The organism is Saccharopolyspora antiqui (assembly GCF_052246905.1).
In the GTDB taxonomy this organism is placed as follows: Bacteria; Actinomycetota; Actinomycetes; order Mycobacteriales; family Pseudonocardiaceae; genus Saccharopolyspora.
The window spans coordinates 31,234-52,355 of record NZ_JBQQBO010000012.1; the positions used below are offsets into that span (position 1 = coordinate 31,234).

Here is a 21,122-nt window from a genome sequence, read left to right on the forward strand (position 1 = left end):
CTGGCCACACCAGCGTACCGGGCGTTCGCCACCAGGTTTCACGGGTCCGCGGATCCAGCGCCCACCGCCAGATCTGGGGTGGGGTCACGGCCTGCGGATCTCGGAGGCCAACGTCGCGTTCGGGGCGCAGTAGGCGCAGGGTGTGAAGCCGAGCTCCCGCGCCTCGCGCAGCACCAGCGCCATCGTCTTGCGATCACCGACCCAATCGCAGGTGCGCACGTGGTAGCGCGGCCGCTCGTCGATGACCAGCACCTCGGCGTCCGGGTCCGCCAAGGCCGCCGCGTTGCTGCGCTCCTCGCCCGGCTCCGCGCGGATCACGACCAATCCCGGTTCGGGCTTCGGCTTCGCCAATGCCGGAACTGCCCGAATCCGAAACCGATCTACCGCCAGCAACGCCATGCCGAGGACGCTGGCCAGCACCGATAACCACGCCAGGTCGGGTTGGCTGGAGTTGACCGCACCGGCCAGCGCACCACCGCCCGCCAAGATCAGCACCAACACGACCAACCGCACGTGATCTCACGCCCCTTGCCGAAACTGCCCCCGAACACAGCTCGGCGGCAACGGGCGGTTCGGCCCGTCGCCGCCGATGCGAGCGAACGCGATCAGCCTGCTTCGGCTGCGCGCGCCCCGAAGCTGTAGCTGGCCTGCTGCCCGGAGGACCGGCCGCCGCTGCTGTCGGCGGGCGCCGCCGAGCCGCGGTCCTGCAGTTCGCGCAGTTGCGACTCCAGGTAGGTCTGCAGTCGAGTGCGGTACTCGCGCTCGAACGTGCGCAGCGTCTCGATCTTCTTCTCCAGCGCGTTCTTCTCCTGGGTGATGTTGCCCATCACCTCGGCGTGCTTGCGCTGTGCGTCGCGCTCCAGGCTGGAGGCCTTCTCGCGGGCCTGCCGTTCCAGAGTCTCGGCCCGGGTGCGGGCGTCGTTGAGCAGGGTTTCGGCGCGGGTCCGCGACTCGTTGACCATGCTGTCGGACTTCGAGCGCGCTTCGGACAGCAGCTGCTCGGACCTCGTCCGCGCTTCGGACAACATGCCGTCGGCCTCGGCCTTGGCTTCGCCGGTCAGCCGGTCGGCCATTTCCTGTGCCAGGCCCAGCACCTTGGCGGCCTGCACGTGGTGATCGCCGCCAGGGGAAGTCTGCTCGACGGCGGTCGGCGCCGGGACCGGGGTGAGCCGGCGCGGTTCCTCCGGTGGGGGGGCCGGGGTCGAGGGAACCGACGCCTGGCTGCGGGCGTCGTCCAAGTCGACCTGCGCGGACTGCAGCTGGGACTCCAGTTGCTCCACCTGGCTACGCAGGTCGTTGTTCTCCTCCACCAGCCGGGCAAGCTCGGCTTCAACCAGGTCGAGGAATGCGTCCACCTCGTCCTCGTTGTAGCCCCGCTTACCGATCGGAGGTTTGCTGAACGCGACGTTATGCACGTCGGCGGGGGTCAAGCCCACAAGATCACCTCACGCACTCCTCGGCTGCGGGTAGCCCGGGTTCCCCGTCACCCGGGCTGCACCAGTCGCATCAGTATGAACACGACCAGCAGCAGCACCATAATCGATAGGTCCAGTCCGACGCCGCCGATCCGGACCGTCGGGATCACCCGACGCACCAACTTTACGGGTGGGTCGGTCACTGTGTAGATGCTCTCCAACGCGATTGCAACCCCCCCGACAGGCCGCCAATCGCGAGCGAACACCCGAACGAGTTCGATCACAATACGGGCCGTGAGCAGCAGCCAGAAGAAGAACAGAACGTAGAACAGGACGATCTGCACCGGGTTCACGCTTCAACTGTGCCATCACTCACCCGTAGTTGAAAAAGGCACCCTCGGCGAGCCGCCGCTTGTCCTCCGCCGCGACATCGACGTTCGGCGGTGAGAGCAAGAACACGCGGTTGGTGACCTTCTCTATCGAACCCCGCAACGCGAACGCCAGACCAGCGGCGAAGTCGACCAGCCGCTTGGCGTCGGCCTCCTCCATCTCGGTCAGGTTCATGATCACCGGCGTGCCGTCCCGGTACTGCTCGCCGATCGTGCGGGCCTCGCTGTAGCTGCGCGGATGCAGTGTTGTGATCTTGCTCAAGTTGAACTGGGTGCCGGTGTCGGTGACCGCCCGCAGCCGCGAGACCGATTCCCGCGGCGAATCGGCGGGCAGGCTGCTGCGCACCACTGGTGGGTCCGGTGTCCACTGCCGACGCGATCGCGGTGCCGGTTCGCGGTATTCCTCGACGTAGCCCTCCGATTCGGCGTCGGCCTCCGCCTGATATCCCCCGCGGGTGCCGATCCGGCGCCGTCCGCCAACCCGGTCGGACGGGCTGTCGTAGGGCTCGCGGTCGGAGTCGGCATATCGGTCTCGGTACTCGGCTTCGTCGTCGTATTCGTCGACCTCATCGGCCGGGACCATGCCGAAGTAGGCCTTCAACTTGTGCAAAGCGCTCATCGGCATGCCCTTCCTCTGCGACTCCTTAGCACCGAGCACGAGGCGGCCGACCTTCGACCCCCATGTTCACGGCTACGGCGAGGTTAACCGCCGCCCACCGAGCAGCGCGGTTCCGACACGCACCCGGGTCGAGCCGTGGGCAACGGCACTTTCCAGGTCACCGGACATTCCCGCCGACACTTCGACAGCTTCGGGGTGATCTCCGCGCAGCCGCTCGGAGATCATGGAAAGTGTGGCAAAGGCCACACCCGGTTCGCCACCCAACGGGGCGACGGCCATCACACCCCGCAACCTAAGATCACCCGTTAGCGTGATCTTGTCGGCCAGTGCGGGCACATCCGCTGGGTCACACCCCCCACGGCCGGTGGCCTCATCCAGGCTGACCTGCAACAACACGTCCAACGGCTGCTGCCGCTCACCTGCGTCCAGCGCGTTGGCGGTGGCGCGGTGCAACGCATCGACGAGCCGCTCGCTGTCCACCGACTCGACGATGTCGGCCCAGCGGACCACCGCCCGGGCCTTGTTGCGCTGCAACTGACCGACCATGTGCCAGCGCACCGCGGCGGCCGGGCGCAGCGCGGCGAACTCGGCGACCTTGTCGCGAGCCTCCTGTTCCCGGTTCTCGGCGAACTGCGCCAGCCCGAGATCGGCCAGCAGGGCAACGTCCGAGGCGGGGAAGGTCTTGGTCACCGCGAGCAGCTCGACCTCCTCCGGTTGCCGACCGGCCGCGCGGCACGCCCGGTCGACCCGGTCTCGAACCTCGCGCAGCGACTCCGCCAGCTCCGCGCGCCGCGCCTGCTCCCGCACCGGATTTCCGGTGCCTTCCGGGACACCCGCGCCAGCGCCCTGCGGGGCACCCGCGCCCGGGCGGTCCCGCGAGCGCGACGAAGGGCTGTCGCTCATGCGGTCTCCTCCGGATCGGCCCAGATCACCGCGGCGAACCGGCCGGTGCGCCCGCCATCCCGGCGGTGGCTGTAGAGCTCCGGAGATTCCATCGTGCAGCGCGGATCGACGCCGATCCGGGCGATCCCGGCGGCGGCCAACTGCTCCCAGAGCCCGGCGCGCAGATCGAGCCCGGCGGTGCCCTTGCGGGTCTTGCAGGCGCTGCCGGGCAGGTGCTTCTCGACGTCCGCCTGCATTTCGGGCGGCACTTCGTAGCACTCACCGCAAGCGGCCGGGCCCAGCAGCGCTTCGATGCGGTCCAGCCGAGCCCCGGCCTCCTGCATCGCCTTCAGCGCCGAGACCAGCACACCTACCCGGGCACCCACCCGACCTGCGTGCACCGCCGAAACCACCCCGGATTCCGGATCGCCGAGCAACACCGGCACGCAGTCCGCGCTCAGCGCGACCAGCGCCAGCCCCGGTTCGGCGGTCACCAGCGCATCGGTCGCCTCAACCGAAGCGGGCTGCGGCCCGTCGACGATGGTGGCGGTGCGCCCGTGGATCTGCTCCATCCAAACCAGCCGCTGTTCGGGCAGGCCGATGCCGTCGGCCAACTTGCGCTGGTTCGCCGCCAACGCAGCTGGGTCGTCGCCGACCCTGCCACCGAGGTTGAAGGAATCGAACGGCGGCCGGGAACTGCCGCCCTCCCGCGTGGTGATCACGCGCCGAATCCGCACTGCTGCTCAGCCTCCCACCAGCGGCCCGATCGGGCCCGCACAAAGATCGACACCGGAAACAGGTGGTTTCCGGTGTCGATTCTCGCTCATGTGCCGCGCGGTGCGGCGCACCGCGGCTCAGCGCCGCATGAACGGCGGGATGTCGACGTCGTCGTCGGTGTCGTCGTTGACCGGGACGGCGCGGTTGGGCAGCGCGCCGGGGCGGTTGGAAGTTCCGCTGTGCGTCGGGTATCCGCCGCTGGCCCGGGTGGGCACCGACACGCTCTGCTGACCGGTGGCCGGACCATCGGTGCCGAAGAGCCCCGTGCGCTGGCCGAGCCCGGGACGCTGCGGCGGGGCCTCCGGAGCGGGCGTCGGCGGCGGCTGCACGGCCTGCGGCGCGACGGGCTGCTCCACCTGCGGCATCGGCGGCGTCGGAGCGGGTTGCGGCGGCACCGGCCGCGGTTCGCTCTCGACGACCGGCGGTGCGGTCTTCTCAGCGCTCGGGGCGGGTTCGGCGTCCTCGGTCCGCGAACCGACCCGGGTCGGGTCGAGCTTCTTGTGGGTGGGCGTGCCCGCGTCGAATCCGGCGGCGATCACGGTCACCCGCACCTCGTCGCCCAGCGAGTCGTCGATGACCGTACCGAAGATGATGTTGGCCTCGGGGTGCGCGGACTCCTGCACCAGCGACGCCGATTCGTTGATCTCGAACAGGCCGAGGTCGGAGCCACCGGCGATGGCCAGCAGCACGCCGTGCGCGCCCTCCATGGACGCCTCCAGCAGCGGCGAGTTGATCGCCTTCTGCGCGGCCTGCACCGCCCGGCCCTCGCCGCGCGCCGAGCCGATGCCCATCAACGCGCTGCCCGCGCCGGACATGACGCTCTTGACGTCGGCGAAGTCCAGGTTGATCAAACCCGGCGTGGTGATCAGGTCGGTGATGCCCTGGACACCGGAGAGCAGCACCTCGTCGGCGGACCGGAAGGCGTCCATCAGGCTCACCCCGATGTCGCCGAGCTGCAGCAGCCGGTCGTTAGGGATGACTATGAGCGTGTCGCAGCATTCGCGGAGCTCCTTGATGCCCTGTTCGGCCTGGGCCGCGCGGCGCTTGCCCTCGAAGGAGAACGGCCGGGTGACCACGCCGATGGTCAACGCGCCGAGCTTGCGCGCGATCGACGCGACGACGGGCGCGCCACCGGTACCGGTGCCACCGCCCTCACCGGCGGTCACGAACACCATGTCGGCGCCCTTGAGGACCTCTTCGATCTCTTCCTTGTGGTCCTCGGCCGCCTTGTGGCCGACCTCCGGCGCGGCACCGGCTCCGAGACCACGGGTCAGCTCGCGGCCGATGTCCAGCTTCACGTCGGCATCGGACATCAGCAGGGCCTGCGCGTCGGTGTTCACTGCGATGAACTCGACACCTTTGAGCCCGACCTCGATCATGCGGTTCACGGCGTTGACGCCGCCGCCGCCGATGCCGACGACCTTGATCACCGCGAGATAGTTGTGCGGGGGCGTCATCGGATCCGCCTTCCTGATCGTGGCTCTGCGCTCGCTGCGTCGGCCGCTGGTCCAGCCATCGCCGACGCGGTTCCGCCTGGTCGATGCCAGCGCGGGATCCGAGGTGCAGCCGATCCCGTGCCCGGTCCGGACGGTAGGCACCCAACTGCCCCCGCGTCCAGCAGCCACGCCGGGATCGGTGGCAGGTGTGTTGTGCCGTGCACCTTCGTCGCTTCCGCCTCGACCGTTTTTGTTGCCAGCGGCCCGCGCACCGCGGCGAGCCCAGTCTTGTTCCTCCCCTGGTGCGGTGGCCACGTCGCGGACGTGATCACCACCAACACCGTACCTCTACCCCTGCTCACCCGGTCGAGGCAGGCAGTTTCCGACCTGCCCGGCAAATCCCGACCGGAGGTGTCCGGATTCGCTGTCATGGTCGCTGCCCGACGGAATTTTGAACAGGAGGAATCCCAGGCATGACTGGACAACTGCACGGCAAGGTCGCGTTGGTGGCCGGGGCGACCCGGGGCGCGGGGCGCGGCATCGCCGTGGAGCTGGGGGCAGCCGGTGCGACGGTCTACGGCACCGGCCGCAGCACCCGGGCGCAGCGCTCGGACTACGACCGACCGGAAACCATTGAGGACACTGCCGAACTGGTGACGCGGGCGGGCGGCCAGGGCATCGCGGTCCGGGTCGACCACACCGACCCGGAGCAGGTCCGCGAGCTGGTGCAGCGGATCGAGGCGGAGCAGGGCCGACTGGACATCCTGGTCAACGACCTCGGCGGCGAGCACCTGATGCATTGGCACAAGCCGATCTGGGAGCAGGACTTGGCCAAGGGCCTGCAGCGGCTGCGCATCGGCATCGAAGCGCACCTGATCACCAGCCACTTCGCGCTGGCGCTGCTGAGCGAACGGCCGGGCGGGCTGGTCGTGGAGCTCACCGACGGCACCGCGGAGGTGCACGAGCAGTACTACCGCAGCGAGGGCGGCGCGTTCTTCGACATCGTCAAGGTCGCCGCGCACCGCCTGGCCCGAGCTCAGGGCGAGGAGCTGAAGCCGTTCGGCGGCACGGCTGTTTCGCTGACGCCGGGCTGGCTGCGGTCGGAGATGATGCTGGAGCACTTCGGCGTCACGGAGCAGAACTGGCGCGAGTCCACCACCGCCCCACCGGGCTTCGCGATCGCCGAGTCGCCGCACTTCGTCGGACGCGCGGTGGTCGCCCTGGCCGCGGACCCGGAGGTCGCCCGCTGGAACACCGACTCGCTGTCCAGCGGATACCTCGCGAAGGTCTACGACTTCACCGACACCGACGGCTCCCAACCAGACGCCTGGCGCTACGTCCTGGAAGTCGAATGGCCAGGCAACCCAGGCAACCCCAACGACTACCGCTGACACGCACTAACGCTGACGGGTGATGAGTGAAGGGCACCTTCGACCGACTATGCCGGTCAAAGGTGCCCTTCACTCCGATCAACATCACCGTAAAGGGTGGCTAGGCGGGTGGCGGCGGTTGCTAGTTGGTGGCGGAGTTGTGGTGGGTTCAGGACTTCGGCTTCTGGGCCGAGGTTGAGTATTTGGTCGTAGGCGACTTGGAGGGATTCGACGGGGAGGGTGGTGGTGACCCAGCCCGCGTCGTCGGGCTGGGTCGCGGCCGCTTCGGCTTCGCGGGCGGCGGTTCCGTCGGTCGTCGCGTGCAGTTTTCGCAGGCCCAGTGGGCTGATCCGGATTTCGACTTGGTCGGTGAGCAGGGAGTGGGTGAACTCCTCGGCTTTGTCCTCCCAGAACGTGGCGAGGTCGAAGGTGTCGTCGCGGGTGAAGATCTCGTCGCCGACTTCGACGTGGCGGAAGCGGTCCACGCGGTAGGTCAGGAACCGCTGCTCGCGGCGGGCCGCCAGGTACCAGACACCGGCTTTGAGCACCAGCCCGTAGGGCTCGATCTCGCGCCGCACCTGCTGCTCACCGCGCTGGTACTGGGCGGTGACCTTGCGGTCGCGCCACACCGCGCGGCTCAGTTCCGGTAGCACGGCCGGGGTTTCGACGGCGCGGAACCAGCGCGGCGCATCCAGGTGGAACCGCTGCCCCACCCGCTGCGGCGCGTCGCGGAACGGCGGTGCCAGCGCCGCCGACGCCTTCAGCCGCGCCGCGGCGGCGGCTTCGCCCAGCCCCATGTCGGTCGCCGGGCCGGGCACGCCGGAGAGGAACAGCGCTTCGGCTTCGGCCTGGTGCAGCCCGGTGAGCTTGGCCCGGTATCCACCGAGCAGCCGGTATCCGCCGCTCCGGCCGCGCTCGGCGTACACCGGCACCCCGGCCTCGGCCAGCGCGAGCACGTCCCGCGCCACGGTCCGCTCGGAAACCTCCAGCTCACGGGCGAGTTCCGGGCCCGTCATCGAACCGCGCACCTGCAACAGGCACAGTAGCGTTATCAACCTCGACGCCCGCATGCACCGAGCCTAGGGCGCACCCCCGACACCGTCGGGCCCCGTCCCGCCCAACGATCTGCCAGCTCATTCCCGGCTTTACCAGCTTCCCCGATCCGTCCGAAGTGGACTCGTCCGAGCGCCGATCTTTCGCGCCGCGCAGGTATTCGCCGGTCAACGCGTAGTCCTCGGCGATCAACGCGGTCGGCACCCCGGCCACCGAAAGCGCCAGCGAGCCGCGTGAACGGGGTGTGACCGGCAGCCGAGCACCGGCGGTCGGACCCGCAAGCGTTCGCGTACGACCGGGTCAGGCGAAGCGGGGTGGGCCGCCGCGCAGCCCCCGGTCGGTGGCGTCCTCGTCGAGGTAGAAGTTCGGGCGCTGGTGGTCTTCGTCGTAGTAGCGGTGGAAGACCGGGGTTTGCGAGGCCGACATCGGCGGCACGATCCAGGACCAGTCCACCGGGCACTTGCGGCCCGCCGCCTCCTCCTTGGCCAGGTGCGTCAGGAAGCGCTGGGATTCGGTGTGGTGGTCGGTGATGGTCACCCCGGCCTGCCCGTAGGAGTGCAGCACCGCGCGGTTGAGCTCGACCAGCGCGCGATCCCGCCACAGGGTGTCCTCGCGCGAGGTGTCCAAGCCCAACCGCTCGGCGACCAGCGGGACGAGGTTGTAGCGATCGGCGTCGCCGAAGTTGCGGGCGCCGATCTCGGTGCCCATGTACCAGCCGTTGAACGGCGCAGCCGGGTACGGCACGCCGCCGATGTTCAGCCGCATGTGGCTGATCACCGGAACCGCGTGCCAGCGCAGCCCGAGCTCGGCGAACCACGGGAGGTCGGGGTGGGTCAGCTGAACCTCTTCGATGGCGTCCGGCGGCAGCGCGAACATGTGCGGGCCTTCGTCAGCCGTCTCCACCACCAGCGGGAGCGCGTCGAACGCGGTGCGCCGGGCCGGTGCCTGCCAGCCGAAGGTGGTCACCGCCTCGGTGAAGCGCACATAGCGCGGATCGCCGAGCACCGTGCCGTCCGGCCGCTGGTACCCGGCGTAGCGGATGAGCTGCTCGTTCCAGATCCGCGGTGCCGGGCGCTGCGGTGTCTCGGGCGGGAACACGCTGATGACCGGGCGGATCTTGCCTTTGTTGGTGGCCATCCGCAGGTGCTGCACGCAGTGCGCGGCGACGCCGGCGGCGGTGTGCACGTCGCGCAGGTCGCGAACCTTCAGGCTGCGCCAGTAGAGCCGTCCGATGCAGCGGGCGCTGTTGCGCCAGGCCACTTGCGCGCCGAAGGCCAGTTCCTGCTGGGTGTGGCGGTAGGTGCCGATGGTGTCGACTTCGTAGCGCATCCGGTCCAACCGCTGCTGCAGCGATCCGGAGTCGCGGTTCTCGGCGTGGAAAAGCCGCAGGAACTCCTCGGCCTCGGCCATGTCCACCGGCGGCGCGGAGCGGTTCGAAGACCGCCGCACGACGTGCAACCGCCTGGTCGGCTGCGATGCGGTGGCACGCCCGGAGAACACCGACTCCGGCGCATCGCCACTAACCCTGAACACATTTCACACCGTAGCGCCACGCAAATGATCTTGATCACCGCCACGGACATCCGCCGCTCGGAAGTGGTCGTTCCGGCAGGAACCGGGACTCAGGGCGGTCACGCCACCGTCGGCAGAGCGGGGGTGGTGACGTCGTAGATCTTGCCCGGGCGGGTCAGCAGCGGCGGGAGGATCGCCGCCTTCCTCGCGGTTTCCTCCAGCGACCCCCAGTGAACTTCCCGGTCTCCCTTGAGGAGCAGGCGGACGTCGCCCGGCTGCTCCGCGATCACCGCCGTGACCTCGGTGCGCAGCGGCTGCGGCAGGGCCATCAGGACCGTCAACGCCGCTCGGGTCGCCACGTCGTCCTGGGACGCCGTCCGCACCCGCAGTTCCGGCAGGTTGACCGGACGTTGCGCGACCGCCTCGAACGGCACGCCGTCGGCGTCCACCAGCTGGATCCCGTTGCGGGCCACCAGGAACGCCACCGGGGTCCGTTCGGTGATCTTTACCCGCACGGTCGATGGCCAGGCCAGCGACACCTCGGCCGCCGCGATCTTCTGCAGCGCCATCAGCCGGGTGCGGGTCTCGTCGACGTCGACCTGCAGCATCGGTGTGCCGGGCTGGATGCCCGCCGCCTGCACCACCTGGTCCTGGCCGAGCGTCGCGTTGCCGACCACCGCTACCGACCGGACACCCAGCAGCGGCGTGAAGTACAGCACCAACGCCAGCACCGTCACCGCCGCCAGCAGCACCGGCAGCGCCCAGCGGCGCCACTTCGCGCGCGTCGCCGCGCCGCCGCGCACCGGGCGGCCCCGGGTGCTGCGCAGCCCGGGACGGGCCGTCGCACGACGACGCGTGGTGGTCAACCCCGTTCCTCCCCGGCGGCGCAGCGCCGTCCGGCGTCCCGGTCGATCTCGGCGAGGATCTCCGGGCCGAGCATGGTCACGTCCCCGGCCCCCATGGTCAGCACCAGATCACCTGGCCGGGCCCGACCGGCCACCAGCGGCGCGGCCGCCGCGAAAGACGGCTCGTAGTGCACCTTCTCGGCCGACAGCGGCACTTCGTCGGCGATCAGCCTGCCGGTGACACCGGGCTGCGGATCCTCGCGCGCGCCGTAGACGTCCAGCACGACGACCTCGTCGGCCAGCCCCAGCGCGGTCGCGAACTCGCCGGAAAACGCCGCGGTGCGGGAGAACAGGTGCGGTTGGAACACCACGATCAGCCGACCGTCGCCGACCACTGGCCGGGCCGCGCGCAGCTGCGCGTCCACTTCGGTCGGGTGGTGCGCGTAGTCGTCGTAGACCCGGATGCCGTCGGCGCGGCCCTTGAACTCGAACCGCCGCCGAACCCCGCCGAAGGCGGCGAGCCCGTCGAGCAGCCCGGCCAGCGGGGCGCCGAGTTCCAGCCCGGCCAGCAACGCCGCGACCGCGTTGCCCGCCATGTGCTCCCCTGGCACCGACACCTGCACGTCGAGGCGTTCGCCGTCGAGCTCCACGGTCGCCACCCCGGTGCCGTGCTCGGGCCGGTAACCGACCAGCCGCGCGTCACCTTCGGCGGTCACCGACGTCCCGTAGCGCCGCACCCGGATCCCGTCCGCCGCGGCCCGGTCGGCCAGCTCGGCGGCACCCGGATCGTCGGCGCAGGCGATCAGCACCCCGCCCGGCTCGATCCGCTGCACGAACTCCTCGAAGACCTTGGTGTAGGCCTCGGCGGTGCCGTGGTGGTCCAGGTGGTCGGGTTCGACGTTGGTCACCACCGCCACCGACGGCGCGAACACCAGGAACGAGCCGTCGCTCTCGTCGGCCTCGGCGACGAAGATGCTGCCGTCGCCGTGGTGCGCGTTCGCACCCGACTCGTTGAGGTCGCCGCCGATGGCGAAGGACGGGTCGAACCGGCATTGCTGCAACGCCACGGTCAGCATCGACGTGGTCGAGGTCTTGCCGTGGGTGCCCGCCACGCAGGCCACCCGGTGCCCGGCCATCAGCGCGGCCAGCGCCTCGGCCCGGCGCAGCACGGTGATGCCGCGCCGCTGCGCCTCGACCAGCTCCACGTTGTCCGGCTTGATCGCCGTGGACACCACGACCGCCGTCGGGTCGGCGTCGAACTGGTCGAGGTTCGCCGCCAGGTGTCCGATGCCGATGTGCGCGCCCTGCGCCCGCAGCGCGAGCACGGTGCGCGAGTCGCGGGCGTCCGAGCCGGACACCTGCTGCCCGCGGGCCAGCAGGATCCGGGCGATGCCGCTCATCCCGGCGCCGCCGATGCCGACCAGGTGCACCCGCGCGAGGTCCGAAGTGGACGGTTCGATCACTGTCCGGCCACCTCCAGCACGATCTGCGCCAGCACGTGGTCGGCCTCGCGGTGCCCGGTGCCCAGCGTGGCGCGGCTCATCTCCTGCAGCCGCTGGGCGTCGCGCGCCAGCGGCAGCACCTCGGCTATCACCCGCTGCGTGGTCAGTTCCTCGTCCGCCACCAGCCGCGCGCCGCCCGCGGTCACCACCGGCTGCGCGTTGAGCGCCTGCTCACCGTTGCCGTGCGGCAGCGGCACGAACACCGCGGGCAGCCCAACGGCCGAGACCTCCGCGACGGTCATCGCGCCGGAGCGGCACACCACCAGGTCCGCCGCCGCGTACGCCAGGTCCATCCGCTCCAGGTAGGGCACCGCGGTGTAGCCGGGTGTGCCGGGGACCTGTTGCACCGCGATGGTGTTCTTCGGGCCGTGCGCGTGCAGCACGGCGATTCCCGCGCGCCCCAACGCTTCCGCCGCACCGGAGAACGCGGTGTTCAGCGTGCGCGCGCCCTGCGAACCGCCGAACACCAGGATCACCGGCGCGTGCGGGTGCAGCCCGAAGTGCGCGCGGGCCTGCGCCCGCAGGCGCACGCGGTCCAGTCTGGTGATGGACTCGCGCAGCGGGATCCCGATGGTCTGCGCCCCGGGCAGCCCGCTGTCCGGGGTCGCCGCCAGCACTCGTTCCGCGAACTTGGCGCCCACCTTGTTGGCCAGCCCGGCCCGCGCGTTCGCCTCGTGCACCACGATCGGCACCCGACCGCGCGCGGCCAGGTAGGCGGGCAGCGAGACGTAGCCGCCGAACCCGACCACCACGTGCGCGCCGACGCGGTCCAGCACGTCGCGGGTCTGCTTCACCGACTCCCGGACCTTCAACGGCAGCTTCAGCAGTTCCGGGCTGGCCTTGCGCGGCATCGGCACCGGCGGGATGAGCTCCAGCGGATAGCCGCGGGCTGGCACCAACCGGTTCTCCAGGCCGCGCTCGGTGCCCAGCGCGGTCACCCGGGCATCGGGCCGCAGCCGACGCACCGCGTCGGCCAGCGCCATCGCGGGCTCGATGTGCCCGGCGGTGCCGCCACCGGCGACCACTATCGACAGCACCTGCCGTCCCAGGGCGGCGCTCTGCGGGTCGCCCACGGCACCCTGGTCGACGCGGACCGTTTGCTCCCCGCTCAACGGTGTCCTCCTCGTGTCTGCGCCCGGGATCCGGGCCCGCTGCGCGCGCCGCGCGCGCGGGTGTCCCCGCCTCCCCGGCGAGTTGCCGCCGCCCCGGAGCTCTTCGCGCCGGGTCGGCTTCGTGGGGTCGTGGGTCGTGTCGGACGCCGCTTGGCCGGTGGCCGGTACGGCGCCGGGGTGGGCAGCCGCAACAGCTTGCCGACCCGACCCGGACCCAGAGACCGTAGCGCGGCGATCGCCTCGGGTTCGTGCCGGGCGAAGTTCGCGAGCAGCCCGAACACCAGCATGCTGGTGACCACCGACGATCCGCCGGAGGAGATCAGCGGCAACGGCAGCCCGGTGGTGGGCAGCAGGCCCACCACGTAACCGACGTTGATGACCGCCTGCCCCACCAGCCAGGTGGTCAGCGTCGCCGACACCAGCCGGATGTACGGGTCGGTGTTGCGGAACGCGATGCGCAGGCCCACGTAGGCGGTGGTGCCGTAGAGCACCAGCACGATCGCGCAGCCGACGAAACCGAGCTCCTCGCCGATCACCGCGAAGATGAAGTCGTTGTGCACGTTGGGCAGGTACTGCCACTTCGACCAGCCCCGCCCCAGGCCGCGGCCGAACAACCCGCCGTCGGCCAGCGCGTACTGCGCCTGCATCATCTGGTAGCCCTGGCCGGTCGGGTCGGCCTGCGGATCCAGGAAGTTGGTCAACCGCGCCAACCGGTATTCGGCGACCATCGCCAGCGCCACGCCCGCGGTCACCGCACCCAGCAGCGCCGTCAGGAACAGCCGCAGCGGCGCCCCGGCGAACCACAGCAGCGCCAGCAGCACCACGAACAGCGTGATCGTGGAACCCAGGTCGGGCTGCAGCATCACCAGCGTGAACATCAGCAACGCCGCTGGGACCACCGGCACCAGCAGATGCCGGTACTGCGCCATCAGGCCGCGCTTGGTGACCAGCACGTGCGCGCCCCACACCGCGAACGCGACCTTGGCGAACTCCACCGGCTGGAACGACACCCCGGCCACCACGAACCAACTGCGCGCGTTGTTGAGCTCGGTGCCCAGCGGGGTCAGCACCAGCACCAGCAGCACCAGGCAGATCGTCAGCAGGATCAGGCTGTACCGGCGCAGCAACCGCACCGGCACCCGAAGCGCGACGTAGAACAGCACCAACCCGGCCAGGCAGTACATCACCTGCTTGCTGAACACGCTGTAGGACGAGCCGTCCTTGGTGAACGAGTCGACGCTGGAGGCCGAAAGCACCATCACCAGGCCGAAAACCGTCAGCAGGCCGAAAACCGCCAGCAGCAGGTGGAACGACGCCAGCGGGCGGGTCAGCCACGCGGTCAACGGCGAAAGCACGGTCAGCCCGGCGCGCTTCTTGGCGCTACGAGCGGCAGCGGGCTTCGTCGCAGTGGTCACGGCGGATCACCCGCCGTGCGTCGACGCCGCCGGAGTATCGGCCAACACGGCTCGCACCGCGTCGGCGAAAGCCCGGCCCCGATGGGCGTAGTCGGTGAACATGTCCATCGAGGCGGCGGCCGGGGCGAGCAGCACCACCGATCCCGGTCGCGCGAACTCGTTGGCCATGCGAACAGCATCCTGCATGCCCGCATCGTCCCCTGTGGTCACCTCGCGGACCGGCACATCCGGGGCGTGTCGGGCCAGAGCGGTGGCGAACTGGTCCCGATCCCGGCCGATGAGCACCACGGCCTGCAGCCGAGCGGCGTTGGCCGCCACCAGTTCCTCGACCTCGGCGCCCTTGAGCAGGCCGCCCGCGATCCACACCACCCGCGAATGCGCGCGCAGCGCGGCGGCCGCGGCATGCGGGTTCGTCGCCTTTGAATCGTCCACATAGGACACTCCGGCGGCCTCGGCCACCGGCACCGACCGGTGCGCCCCGGGCTGGAACGCCCGCAGCCCATCGGCCACCGCCGTCGGCCGGACGCCGATGGCGCGCGCCAGGGCCGCCGCGGCCAGCGCGTTCGCCACGTTGTGCGGCCCCGCCGGGTGCACGTCGGCGAGCGTCGCGAGCACCACCCGGTCGCCGAAGGCGCGATCGACCAGCGCGGCGTCGTCGACACCGAGCTGGCCGTCCTGCGGCTCGTCGAGCGTGATCGAGACCCGCTCGGCATCCGCGGCGGCGGCGGCGGCCAACCGCACCGACCACTCGTCGTCGGCGTTGGCGACGACGACCGAGTTGCCGGTGTAGACCTTCGCCTTGGCGGCGCCGTAGGCGGTGAGTGAGCCGTGCCAGTCCAGGTGATCGGCGGCGAGGTTGAGGACGACGGCGGCGAACGCCGCGACGGAATCCGACCAGTGCAGCTGGAAGCTGGACAGCTCCACCGCCAGCACCCGGTGTCCGGCGCGCACCGCATCCACCACCGGCAGTCCGACGTTGCCGCAGGCCACCGCATCGACCCCGGCGGCGTGCAGGACGGACGCCAGCATGCTCACCGTCGTGGTCTTGCCGTTGGTCCCGGTGACCGCCAGCCAGGTGGCCGGAGTGCCGCTGTCCTGGTCCAGCCGCCAGGCGAGCTCGACCTCGCCGATCACCTCGACACCCGCCGCGACCGCCGCCGCCAGCAGCGGCGCGTCCGGGCGCCAGCCGGGGCTGGTGACCACCAGATCCGTACCGGTCGGCGGTTCGGCCAGCCCATCGACCAGTTCCGCGCCCTGCGCCTGCAACGACGCCAGCGCGGCGAGCCGGTCGGCGGAGGCGTCCGTGACGGTCACCGCCGCGCCCACCTCCAGCAGCGCCTCGGCGGCCGAGCGGCCGGACACCCCGGCCCCGGCCACCAGCACGTTCAACCCCTCGAACCGCCCTGCCACCGACTCGTCTCCCTAACAGCTCGCACGAATCCCGACGCACCAACCCGCACCACGATGAGGTCGGGGTGAAGGGCACCTTTCACCAAGTTAGTTGGCGAAAGGTGCCCTTCACCTCTCACCCGAACGGCGAACGGCGCCGCTGGCGCCGCGCAGACCGGGTTCGACAACGCTCAGTCCAGGATTACCGCCAGGTTCAGCCAGTCCGCGTAGAACAGGCCCACGCCGAACATGCAGCTGATCCCGGCCAGCACCCAGAACCGGATGATCACCGTGGTTTCCGCCCACCCGGCCAACTCGAAGTGGTGGTGGAACGGCGCCATCCGGAACAGCCGTCGTCGGGTGGTCCGGAACACCGCGATCTGCAACACCACCGACAGCGCCTCGACGACGAACACCCCGCCGATGATGATCATCAGCAGTTCGGTGCGGGTGACCATCGAGAGCCCGGCCAGCAGGCCGCCCAGCGCCAGCGAGCCGGTGTCGCCCATGAAGATCTTCGCGGGTGCGGCGTTCCACCACAGGAACCCGACGCAGGCCGCCATCGCCGCCGCCGCGACCACCGCGATGTCCAGCGGGTCGCGCACCGTGTAGCAGCCCGCCGTCGGGCCGCTCGATGCGAAGCAGTCGTTGCGCAGCTGCCAGAACGAGATCAGCACGTAGGTCGCCAGCACCATCGCCGCGGTGCCTCCGGCCAAGCCGTCCATGCCGTCGGTGAAGTTGACCGCGTTGGACCAGCCGCTGATCGCCACGTAGGCGAAGATCACGAATCCGATCGTCCCGAAGGAGATCACCGCGATGTCCCGCAGGAACGACAGCTCCACCGACGCCGGGGTGACGTTGTTGGCGTTGGGGAACTGGATCGCCAAGATCGCGAACAGCACCGAGGCGACCAGCTGGCCGACCAGCTTCGCGGTCTTGTTCAACCCGAGGTTGCGCTGCTTGCGGATCTTGATGAAGTCGTCCAGGAACCCGACGATCCCCAGCGCCGTCGTGAGGCCCAGCACCAGCAGCCCGGACGCGGTCATCTGATCGCCGACCGTGAAGTGGGCGACCAGGTAGCCGACCCACATGGCCACCAGGATCGCCACGCCGCCCATGGTCGGGGTGCCGCGCTTGGCGGCGTGCTGGCTCTGCACCTCCTCGCGAATCTCCTGGCCGAAGCCCTGCCTGGAGAACACCCTGATCAGGTATGGCGTGAACAGGATCGAGACCACCAAGGCCACCGCGGCGGCCACCAGAATGGGTTTCACGTCCTCCGCCACCCCGCATCTCCTTCGAGCAGAGCATCGGCGACTCGCCACAAACCGGCGAAGTTCGACGCCTTGGTCAGCACCACATCACCGGAACGCAGCTCGGCGCGCAGCAGCGCGACGGCCGCATCGACGTCCGGCACCAGAACCGACTCCTCTCCCCACGACCCTTCCAGCGATGCAGCCTGGTGCATCACCCGGGCCTGCTCGCCGACCACCACCAGTCGGTCGATGTTCAGCCGGACGGCCAGCCGCCCGATCTCGTCGTGCGCTTCGGTGTCCGCGTCGCCGAGCTCACCCATCGGCCCGAGCACCGCCCACGCCCGACCCGGTCGTCCGCGCGTCATCGCCGCCAGCGTCTTCAACGCGGCGCGCACCGACTCCGGGTTGGCGTTGTAGGCGTCGTTGACGACCGTGACGCCAGCCGGGGTCTCGGTGACCTCCATGCGCCGCGCCGACACCCGGCGCACCGCGCCGAGCCGTTCGGCCACCTGCTCGACGGTCGCACCGAGCTCCATCGCCACCGCGGCCGCGGTCAGCGCGTTGCCCACGTGGTGCTCGCCGAACAGCGGCAACGTCACCTGCGCCTTGCCCAGCTCGGTGACCAGCGTGAAGGTCGGCCGCGCCTGGTCGTCGACCTCGATGTCCTCGGCGCGCACCTGCGCGTCCGGGTGTTCCCCGACCAGCACCACGCGGGCCCGGGTGCGGTCCGCCATCGCCGCGACCAGCGGATCATCGGCGTTGAGCACCGCCACACCATCCGCGGGCAACGCCTCGACCAGTTCGCCCTTGGCCTGCGCCACCGCCTCCTGCGAGCCGAACTCGCCGACGTGCGCGTGGCCGACGTTGAGCACCGCGCCGATGCGCGGCGGCGCCACCTCGCAGAGGTTCGCGATGTGCCCGACGCCGCGCGCGGACAGCTCCAGCACCAGGTGCCGGGTGTCCTCGTCGGCGCGCAGCACGGTCCACGGGTGGCCGAGCTCGTTGTTGAACGAGCCGGGCGGTGCGACCGTCGGGCCCATCGGCTCCAGCAGTTGCGCGATCAGATCCTTCGTGGACGTCTTGCCGGACGAGCCGGTGACGCCGACCACGGTGAGTCGCGGCAGCCGGTCGACCACGTGGCGGGCCAGCTTCGCCAGCCCGGCCAGCACGGCGGCACCAGAACCGTCGATGTCACCGGCCAACGCCATCACCCCGGACCGGTCCGCGACCGGCACCGGCGGCACGACCACCGCCGGGACTTCCACCTCCCGCGCGGCGAGCACGCCCACCGCACCATCCGCCACGGCTTGCGCGGCGAAGTCGTGCCCGTCGACTCGTTCGCCCGGTACGGCCACGAACAGCCCACCGGGTTCGATCTTGCGGGAGTCGAACTCGACACCCGCGCTGACGATCTCCGAGCCTTCCGCACGATTGAGCCTGCCGTCCACCGCATCCGCGATGTCGGCGAGGCTGAGCCGGATCAACTTGCCTCCTCGTCGCCCTGCCCCCGACGAACATCGGTTTTCTGTGGATCCCCGGGCCGCTGGCCCAGAACCAGGCGCAGCGCGGCGGCGAGTTCTTCCCGGTCGGAGAAGGGGTGCACCACGCCCGCCACCTCCTGTCCCGTCTCGTGACCCTTACCCGCGACGACGACGATGTCGCCGGGCTCGGCACGCTCCACGGCCGCGGCGATGGCCGCGCGCCGGTCGCCGATCTCGATCACTTCGCCGCGCTGGTCGGCGGGCACCTCCCGCGCACCGGCCAGCATGGCCGCCCGGATGTCGGCCGGGTCTTCGCGGCGCGGATTGTCGTCGGTGACGATCAGCAGTTCGGCGCGGCGGGTGGCCGCCTCGCCCATCAACGGCCGTTTCGCCACGTCCCGGTCGCCTCCGCAACCGAGCACGACGATCACGTTGCCGTCGACCTGCGCGCGAGCCGCGTCGAGCACTGCGGCCACCGCACCGGGCTTGTGCGAGTAGTCCACCACAGCGGTGAAGTCCTGCCCGAGTGCGACACGCTCCATGCGGCCCGGCACGTCGACTTCCGCCAGGCCGCGCTCGATCGCCCAGGTGGGCACGTCCGCCGCGTGCAGGACACCGATCGCGAGCAGGGCGTTGGCGACGTTGAAGGGGCCGGGCAACCGCAGCCGGATGTGCAGCTTGAGGTCGTCGGGGCCATGCGCGGTGAAGGTCTGCTCGCCGGTTGGGAACGCCTGCACATCGGTGGCCGACCAGGTCGCGTCGCCCTCGGTGGACACCGTGATGGTGTCCGATCCGACCAGCCGCCGACCCCAGTCGGTGTCCACGCAGACGACCTCGTGCTCGGCCCGGCCGTCGAACAGCAGCGCCTTGGCCTGGAAGTAATCCTCAAGATCGCGGTGGAAGTCCAGGTGGTCCTGGGACAGGTTGGTGAACGCGCCGACGGCGAACCGGGTGCCCGACACCCGTCCCATGGCCAGCGCGTGGCTGGAGACCTCCATCGGCACGTAGGTCACCCGGTGCTCGACCATCACGGCCAGCAGCGCCTGCAGGTCCGGGGCTTCGGGTGTGGTGAACGCGCTGTCCAGCCGGTCACCGGCGATGCGGGTCTCCACGGTGCCGACCAGCCCGGTGCCGAATCCAGCGGCCTGCAGCGCGGATTCCAGCAGGTAGGTGGTGGTGGTCTTGCCGGAGGTGCCGGTCACCCCGAGAACCTTCAACCGGCGCGACGGATCTCCGTAGATCAACGCCGACGCCGCCCCCAGCACGCCGCGCGGATCGTCGTGCACCAGCAGCGACACGTTGCCGTCGCGCACCGCGGGGTGTTCGACGAGTGCGGCCCGTTCGATCCCAGCCCGGTCGGTGAGCACCGCGACGGCACCGGACTCCAGCGCGTGCTGGGCGAAGTCGGCGCCGTGCACGCGGGTGCCCGGCAGGGCGGCGAAGAGATCGCCGGGGCGCACGTGTTGAGCGCGCAGGGTCGCCCCGGTCACCGGCGCTGCTGCAGCGCTTGGACCAGGGGCGCGAAGCACGCGCGCGCCGATTTCATCGGCGAGCTGATCGATGTCCACCGGCTCGACGTGAGACGGGCGAGGCGGAGCTGTCGCGACCGCGGAAGGCACGTCGCGACAGGCTACCGGTAGCACTCGGATAAGCATCCTCATGGTCGGTCACCCATTCGGCTCAGTGCCGCCTGGATCGTTCGGCGCAACTGCTGTTCAGCCGCTCGATCGCGGCTCGCCGGTGCAGTAGAACTCCCCTGTCTCGATCTTTCGCGGAGGGGGAGGACGTATGGCGCCGGATTTCGACGGAGATCCCGAGCAGGCCGAGCGCGCGGTCCAGCAGCGGCCCGAGGGCCTGCGGCAGAAGGTGGCCCAGTTGACCGCGATGCGGCAGCACATCGACGCCATCCGCATCACCGAGCGCGGTCAGTCGGTCGCGGTGACGGTGAACTCCGAGGGCGTACCGGTCGACGTCCGGTTCGACGAGTCGTCGCGGGCGATGACCGGTGCCGAGCTCAGCCGCGAGTTCATGGCCGTGCTGCACCGCGCGCAGTCGAAGATCGGCGACCGGGTGGCCGAGGCCACCCGTGGCACCGTCGGCGAGCAGCCCTCGACCGGCGGCGATCGAAACCGGTGACTGGACGGACCTCGGCTTCGCCGTGGTGGGCGGCGGTCTGGAAGCCCTGTCGGTCGTCACCGACCCACTGGGCAGCGTGTTCTCCGCGGCGCCGTCGTCGCTGATCGAACACTTCCAGCCGCTCACCGGCGCGCTGAACTGGCTGGCAGGTGATGCCGACGCGGTGCTGGCGCACGCGCAAACCTGGCGCAACGTAGCGGATTCGCCGCAGCAGACGCCTACCGGTCCCGCCGCCGCCCAACTCATCCGCGCTCAATCCGAAGCCGCCAGCGGTCTCAGTTCGGCAACGGAAACGGCGGGCACCCCGGAGAAATTCCGCGATTCCTTGACCAAGGAGTTCAACTCCGGAAACAACGTTATCGTCGTTACGAGCAACGTCGATGCGGATGCCTTAAATTCATGACTGAGATGGTTCGACATAACGGGTCAGAAGTTCGTTTCCTCGGGTACCCATGATCGGCAACCACGTCAGTGGCCACATAATCCCTCAGTCGCCGAAGACCTCCGCAAATAACTCGCAAGCGAGGCGCAGGACC

General features: G+C 70.4%; 20 protein-coding genes. 3 read left to right on the forward strand and 17 right to left on the reverse strand.

Annotated features, from left to right (window positions below; translation table 11 throughout):
- Positions 1–84 precede the first annotated feature (84 nt).
- The 7 genes from ACTWQN_RS19660 to ftsZ all read right to left on the reverse strand — a co-directional run bounded on the left by ACTWQN_RS19660 (position 85) and on the right by ftsZ (position 5,539).
- Positions 85–513 (reverse strand): hypothetical protein, encoded by a 429-nt coding sequence (locus ACTWQN_RS19660; RefSeq protein WP_443204967.1) that lies wholly within the window; start codon positions 511–513, stop codon positions 85–87.
- A 92-nt stretch (positions 514–605) separates the two neighbouring features.
- A complete protein-coding gene (gene wag31, locus ACTWQN_RS19665; RefSeq protein WP_443204968.1) occupies positions 606–1,436 on the reverse strand; it encodes a DivIVA-like cell division protein Wag31 in 831 nt (276 codons plus the stop codon).
- Positions 1,437–1,483: 47 nt separating this feature from the next.
- Positions 1,484–1,768 (reverse strand): YggT family protein, encoded by a 285-nt coding sequence (locus ACTWQN_RS19670; RefSeq protein WP_093160639.1) that lies wholly within the window; start codon positions 1,766–1,768, stop codon positions 1,484–1,486.
- 19 nt (positions 1,769–1,787) lie between these two features.
- The gene (locus tag ACTWQN_RS19675; RefSeq protein ID WP_443204969.1) at positions 1,788–2,423 is read right to left on the reverse strand and encodes a cell division protein SepF; all 636 of its coding nucleotides are present in this window, start codon (positions 2,421–2,423) and stop codon (positions 1,788–1,790) included.
- 72 nt (positions 2,424–2,495) lie between these two features.
- On the reverse strand, positions 2,496–3,326 hold the full coding sequence (locus ACTWQN_RS19680) for a YggS family pyridoxal phosphate-dependent enzyme (RefSeq protein WP_443204970.1): 831 nt from the start codon (positions 3,324–3,326) through the stop codon (positions 2,496–2,498).
- Positions 3,323–4,042 carry a peptidoglycan editing factor PgeF gene (gene pgeF / locus ACTWQN_RS19685; protein ID WP_443204971.1) on the reverse strand — a complete coding sequence of 240 codons (720 nt, stop codon included), beginning with the start codon at positions 4,040–4,042 and terminating at the stop codon, positions 3,323–3,325. Before pgeF ends, ACTWQN_RS19680 begins: the two co-directional genes overlap by 4 nt.
- 117 nt (positions 4,043–4,159) lie before the next feature.
- Complete coding sequence (gene ftsZ, locus ACTWQN_RS19690; RefSeq protein ID WP_443204972.1) at positions 4,160–5,539, reverse strand: cell division protein FtsZ; 1,380 nt, start codon at positions 5,537–5,539, stop codon at positions 4,160–4,162.
- A gap of 452 nt (positions 5,540–5,991) precedes the next feature.
- On the opposite strand from ftsZ, the gene ACTWQN_RS19695 reads away from it, so the two are divergent.
- Entirely contained in the window at positions 5,992–6,909 is a 918-nt protein-coding gene (locus ACTWQN_RS19695; RefSeq protein WP_443204973.1) for an SDR family oxidoreductase, read from the forward strand.
- A 56-nt stretch (positions 6,910–6,965) separates the two neighbouring features.
- On the opposite strand, the gene ACTWQN_RS19700 is transcribed toward ACTWQN_RS19695, so the two are convergent.
- The 10 genes from ACTWQN_RS19700 to ACTWQN_RS19745 form a co-directional block, all read right to left on the reverse strand.
- Positions 6,966–7,958: a helix-turn-helix transcriptional regulator gene (locus ACTWQN_RS19700; protein ID WP_443204974.1), complete on the reverse strand. Its 993-nt coding sequence runs from the start codon at positions 7,956–7,958 to the stop codon at positions 6,966–6,968.
- 283 nt (positions 7,959–8,241) lie between these two features.
- Entirely contained in the window at positions 8,242–9,474 is a 1,233-nt protein-coding gene (locus ACTWQN_RS19705) for a nitric oxide synthase oxygenase (protein WP_443204975.1), read from the reverse strand.
- Positions 9,475–9,572: 98 nt separating this feature from the next.
- Positions 9,573–10,319, reverse strand: coding sequence for a cell division protein FtsQ/DivIB (locus tag ACTWQN_RS19710; protein ID WP_443204976.1), 747 nt, complete (start codon positions 10,317–10,319; stop codon positions 9,573–9,575).
- Complete coding sequence (gene murC / locus ACTWQN_RS19715) at positions 10,316–11,761, reverse strand: UDP-N-acetylmuramate--L-alanine ligase (protein WP_443204977.1); 1,446 nt, start codon at positions 11,759–11,761, stop codon at positions 10,316–10,318. The genes ACTWQN_RS19710 and murC overlap by 4 nt, the downstream gene beginning before the upstream one ends.
- The gene (gene murG / locus ACTWQN_RS19720) at positions 11,758–12,873 is read right to left on the reverse strand and encodes an undecaprenyldiphospho-muramoylpentapeptide beta-N-acetylglucosaminyltransferase (protein WP_443205144.1); all 1,116 of its coding nucleotides are present in this window, start codon (positions 12,871–12,873) and stop codon (positions 11,758–11,760) included. The genes murC and murG overlap by 4 nt, the downstream gene beginning before the upstream one ends.
- 35 nt (positions 12,874–12,908) lie before the next feature.
- Positions 12,909–14,327 carry a putative lipid II flippase FtsW gene (gene ftsW / locus ACTWQN_RS19725; protein WP_443204978.1) on the reverse strand — a complete coding sequence of 473 codons (1,419 nt, stop codon included), beginning with the start codon at positions 14,325–14,327 and terminating at the stop codon, positions 12,909–12,911.
- Positions 14,328–14,333: 6 nt separating this feature from the next.
- Positions 14,334–15,737, reverse strand: coding sequence for a UDP-N-acetylmuramoyl-L-alanine--D-glutamate ligase (gene murD / locus ACTWQN_RS19730; protein ID WP_443204979.1), 1,404 nt, complete (start codon positions 15,735–15,737; stop codon positions 14,334–14,336).
- Between the two features lie 170 nt (positions 15,738–15,907).
- On the reverse strand, positions 15,908–16,987 hold the full coding sequence (gene mraY, locus ACTWQN_RS19735) for a phospho-N-acetylmuramoyl-pentapeptide-transferase (RefSeq protein WP_443205145.1): 1,080 nt from the start codon (positions 16,985–16,987) through the stop codon (positions 15,908–15,910).
- A complete protein-coding gene (locus ACTWQN_RS19740) occupies positions 16,984–18,453 on the reverse strand; it encodes a UDP-N-acetylmuramoyl-tripeptide--D-alanyl-D-alanine ligase (protein ID WP_443204980.1) in 1,470 nt (489 codons plus the stop codon). Before ACTWQN_RS19740 ends, mraY begins: the two co-directional genes overlap by 4 nt.
- On the reverse strand, positions 18,450–20,105 hold the full coding sequence (locus ACTWQN_RS19745; RefSeq protein WP_443205146.1) for a UDP-N-acetylmuramoyl-L-alanyl-D-glutamate--2,6-diaminopimelate ligase: 1,656 nt from the start codon (positions 20,103–20,105) through the stop codon (positions 18,450–18,452). Before ACTWQN_RS19745 ends, ACTWQN_RS19740 begins: the two co-directional genes overlap by 4 nt.
- A gap of 133 nt (positions 20,106–20,238) precedes the next feature.
- On the opposite strand from ACTWQN_RS19745, the gene ACTWQN_RS19750 reads away from it, so the two are divergent.
- Together ACTWQN_RS19750 and ACTWQN_RS19755 are read left to right on the forward strand one after the other, a co-directional pair.
- Entirely contained in the window at positions 20,239–20,586 is a 348-nt protein-coding gene (locus ACTWQN_RS19750; protein WP_443204981.1) for a hypothetical protein, read from the forward strand.
- The gene (locus ACTWQN_RS19755) at positions 20,537–20,989 is read left to right on the forward strand and encodes a hypothetical protein (protein ID WP_443204982.1); all 453 of its coding nucleotides are present in this window, start codon (positions 20,537–20,539) and stop codon (positions 20,987–20,989) included. The genes ACTWQN_RS19750 and ACTWQN_RS19755 overlap by 50 nt, the downstream gene beginning before the upstream one ends.
- Positions 20,990–21,122 lie beyond the last annotated feature (133 nt).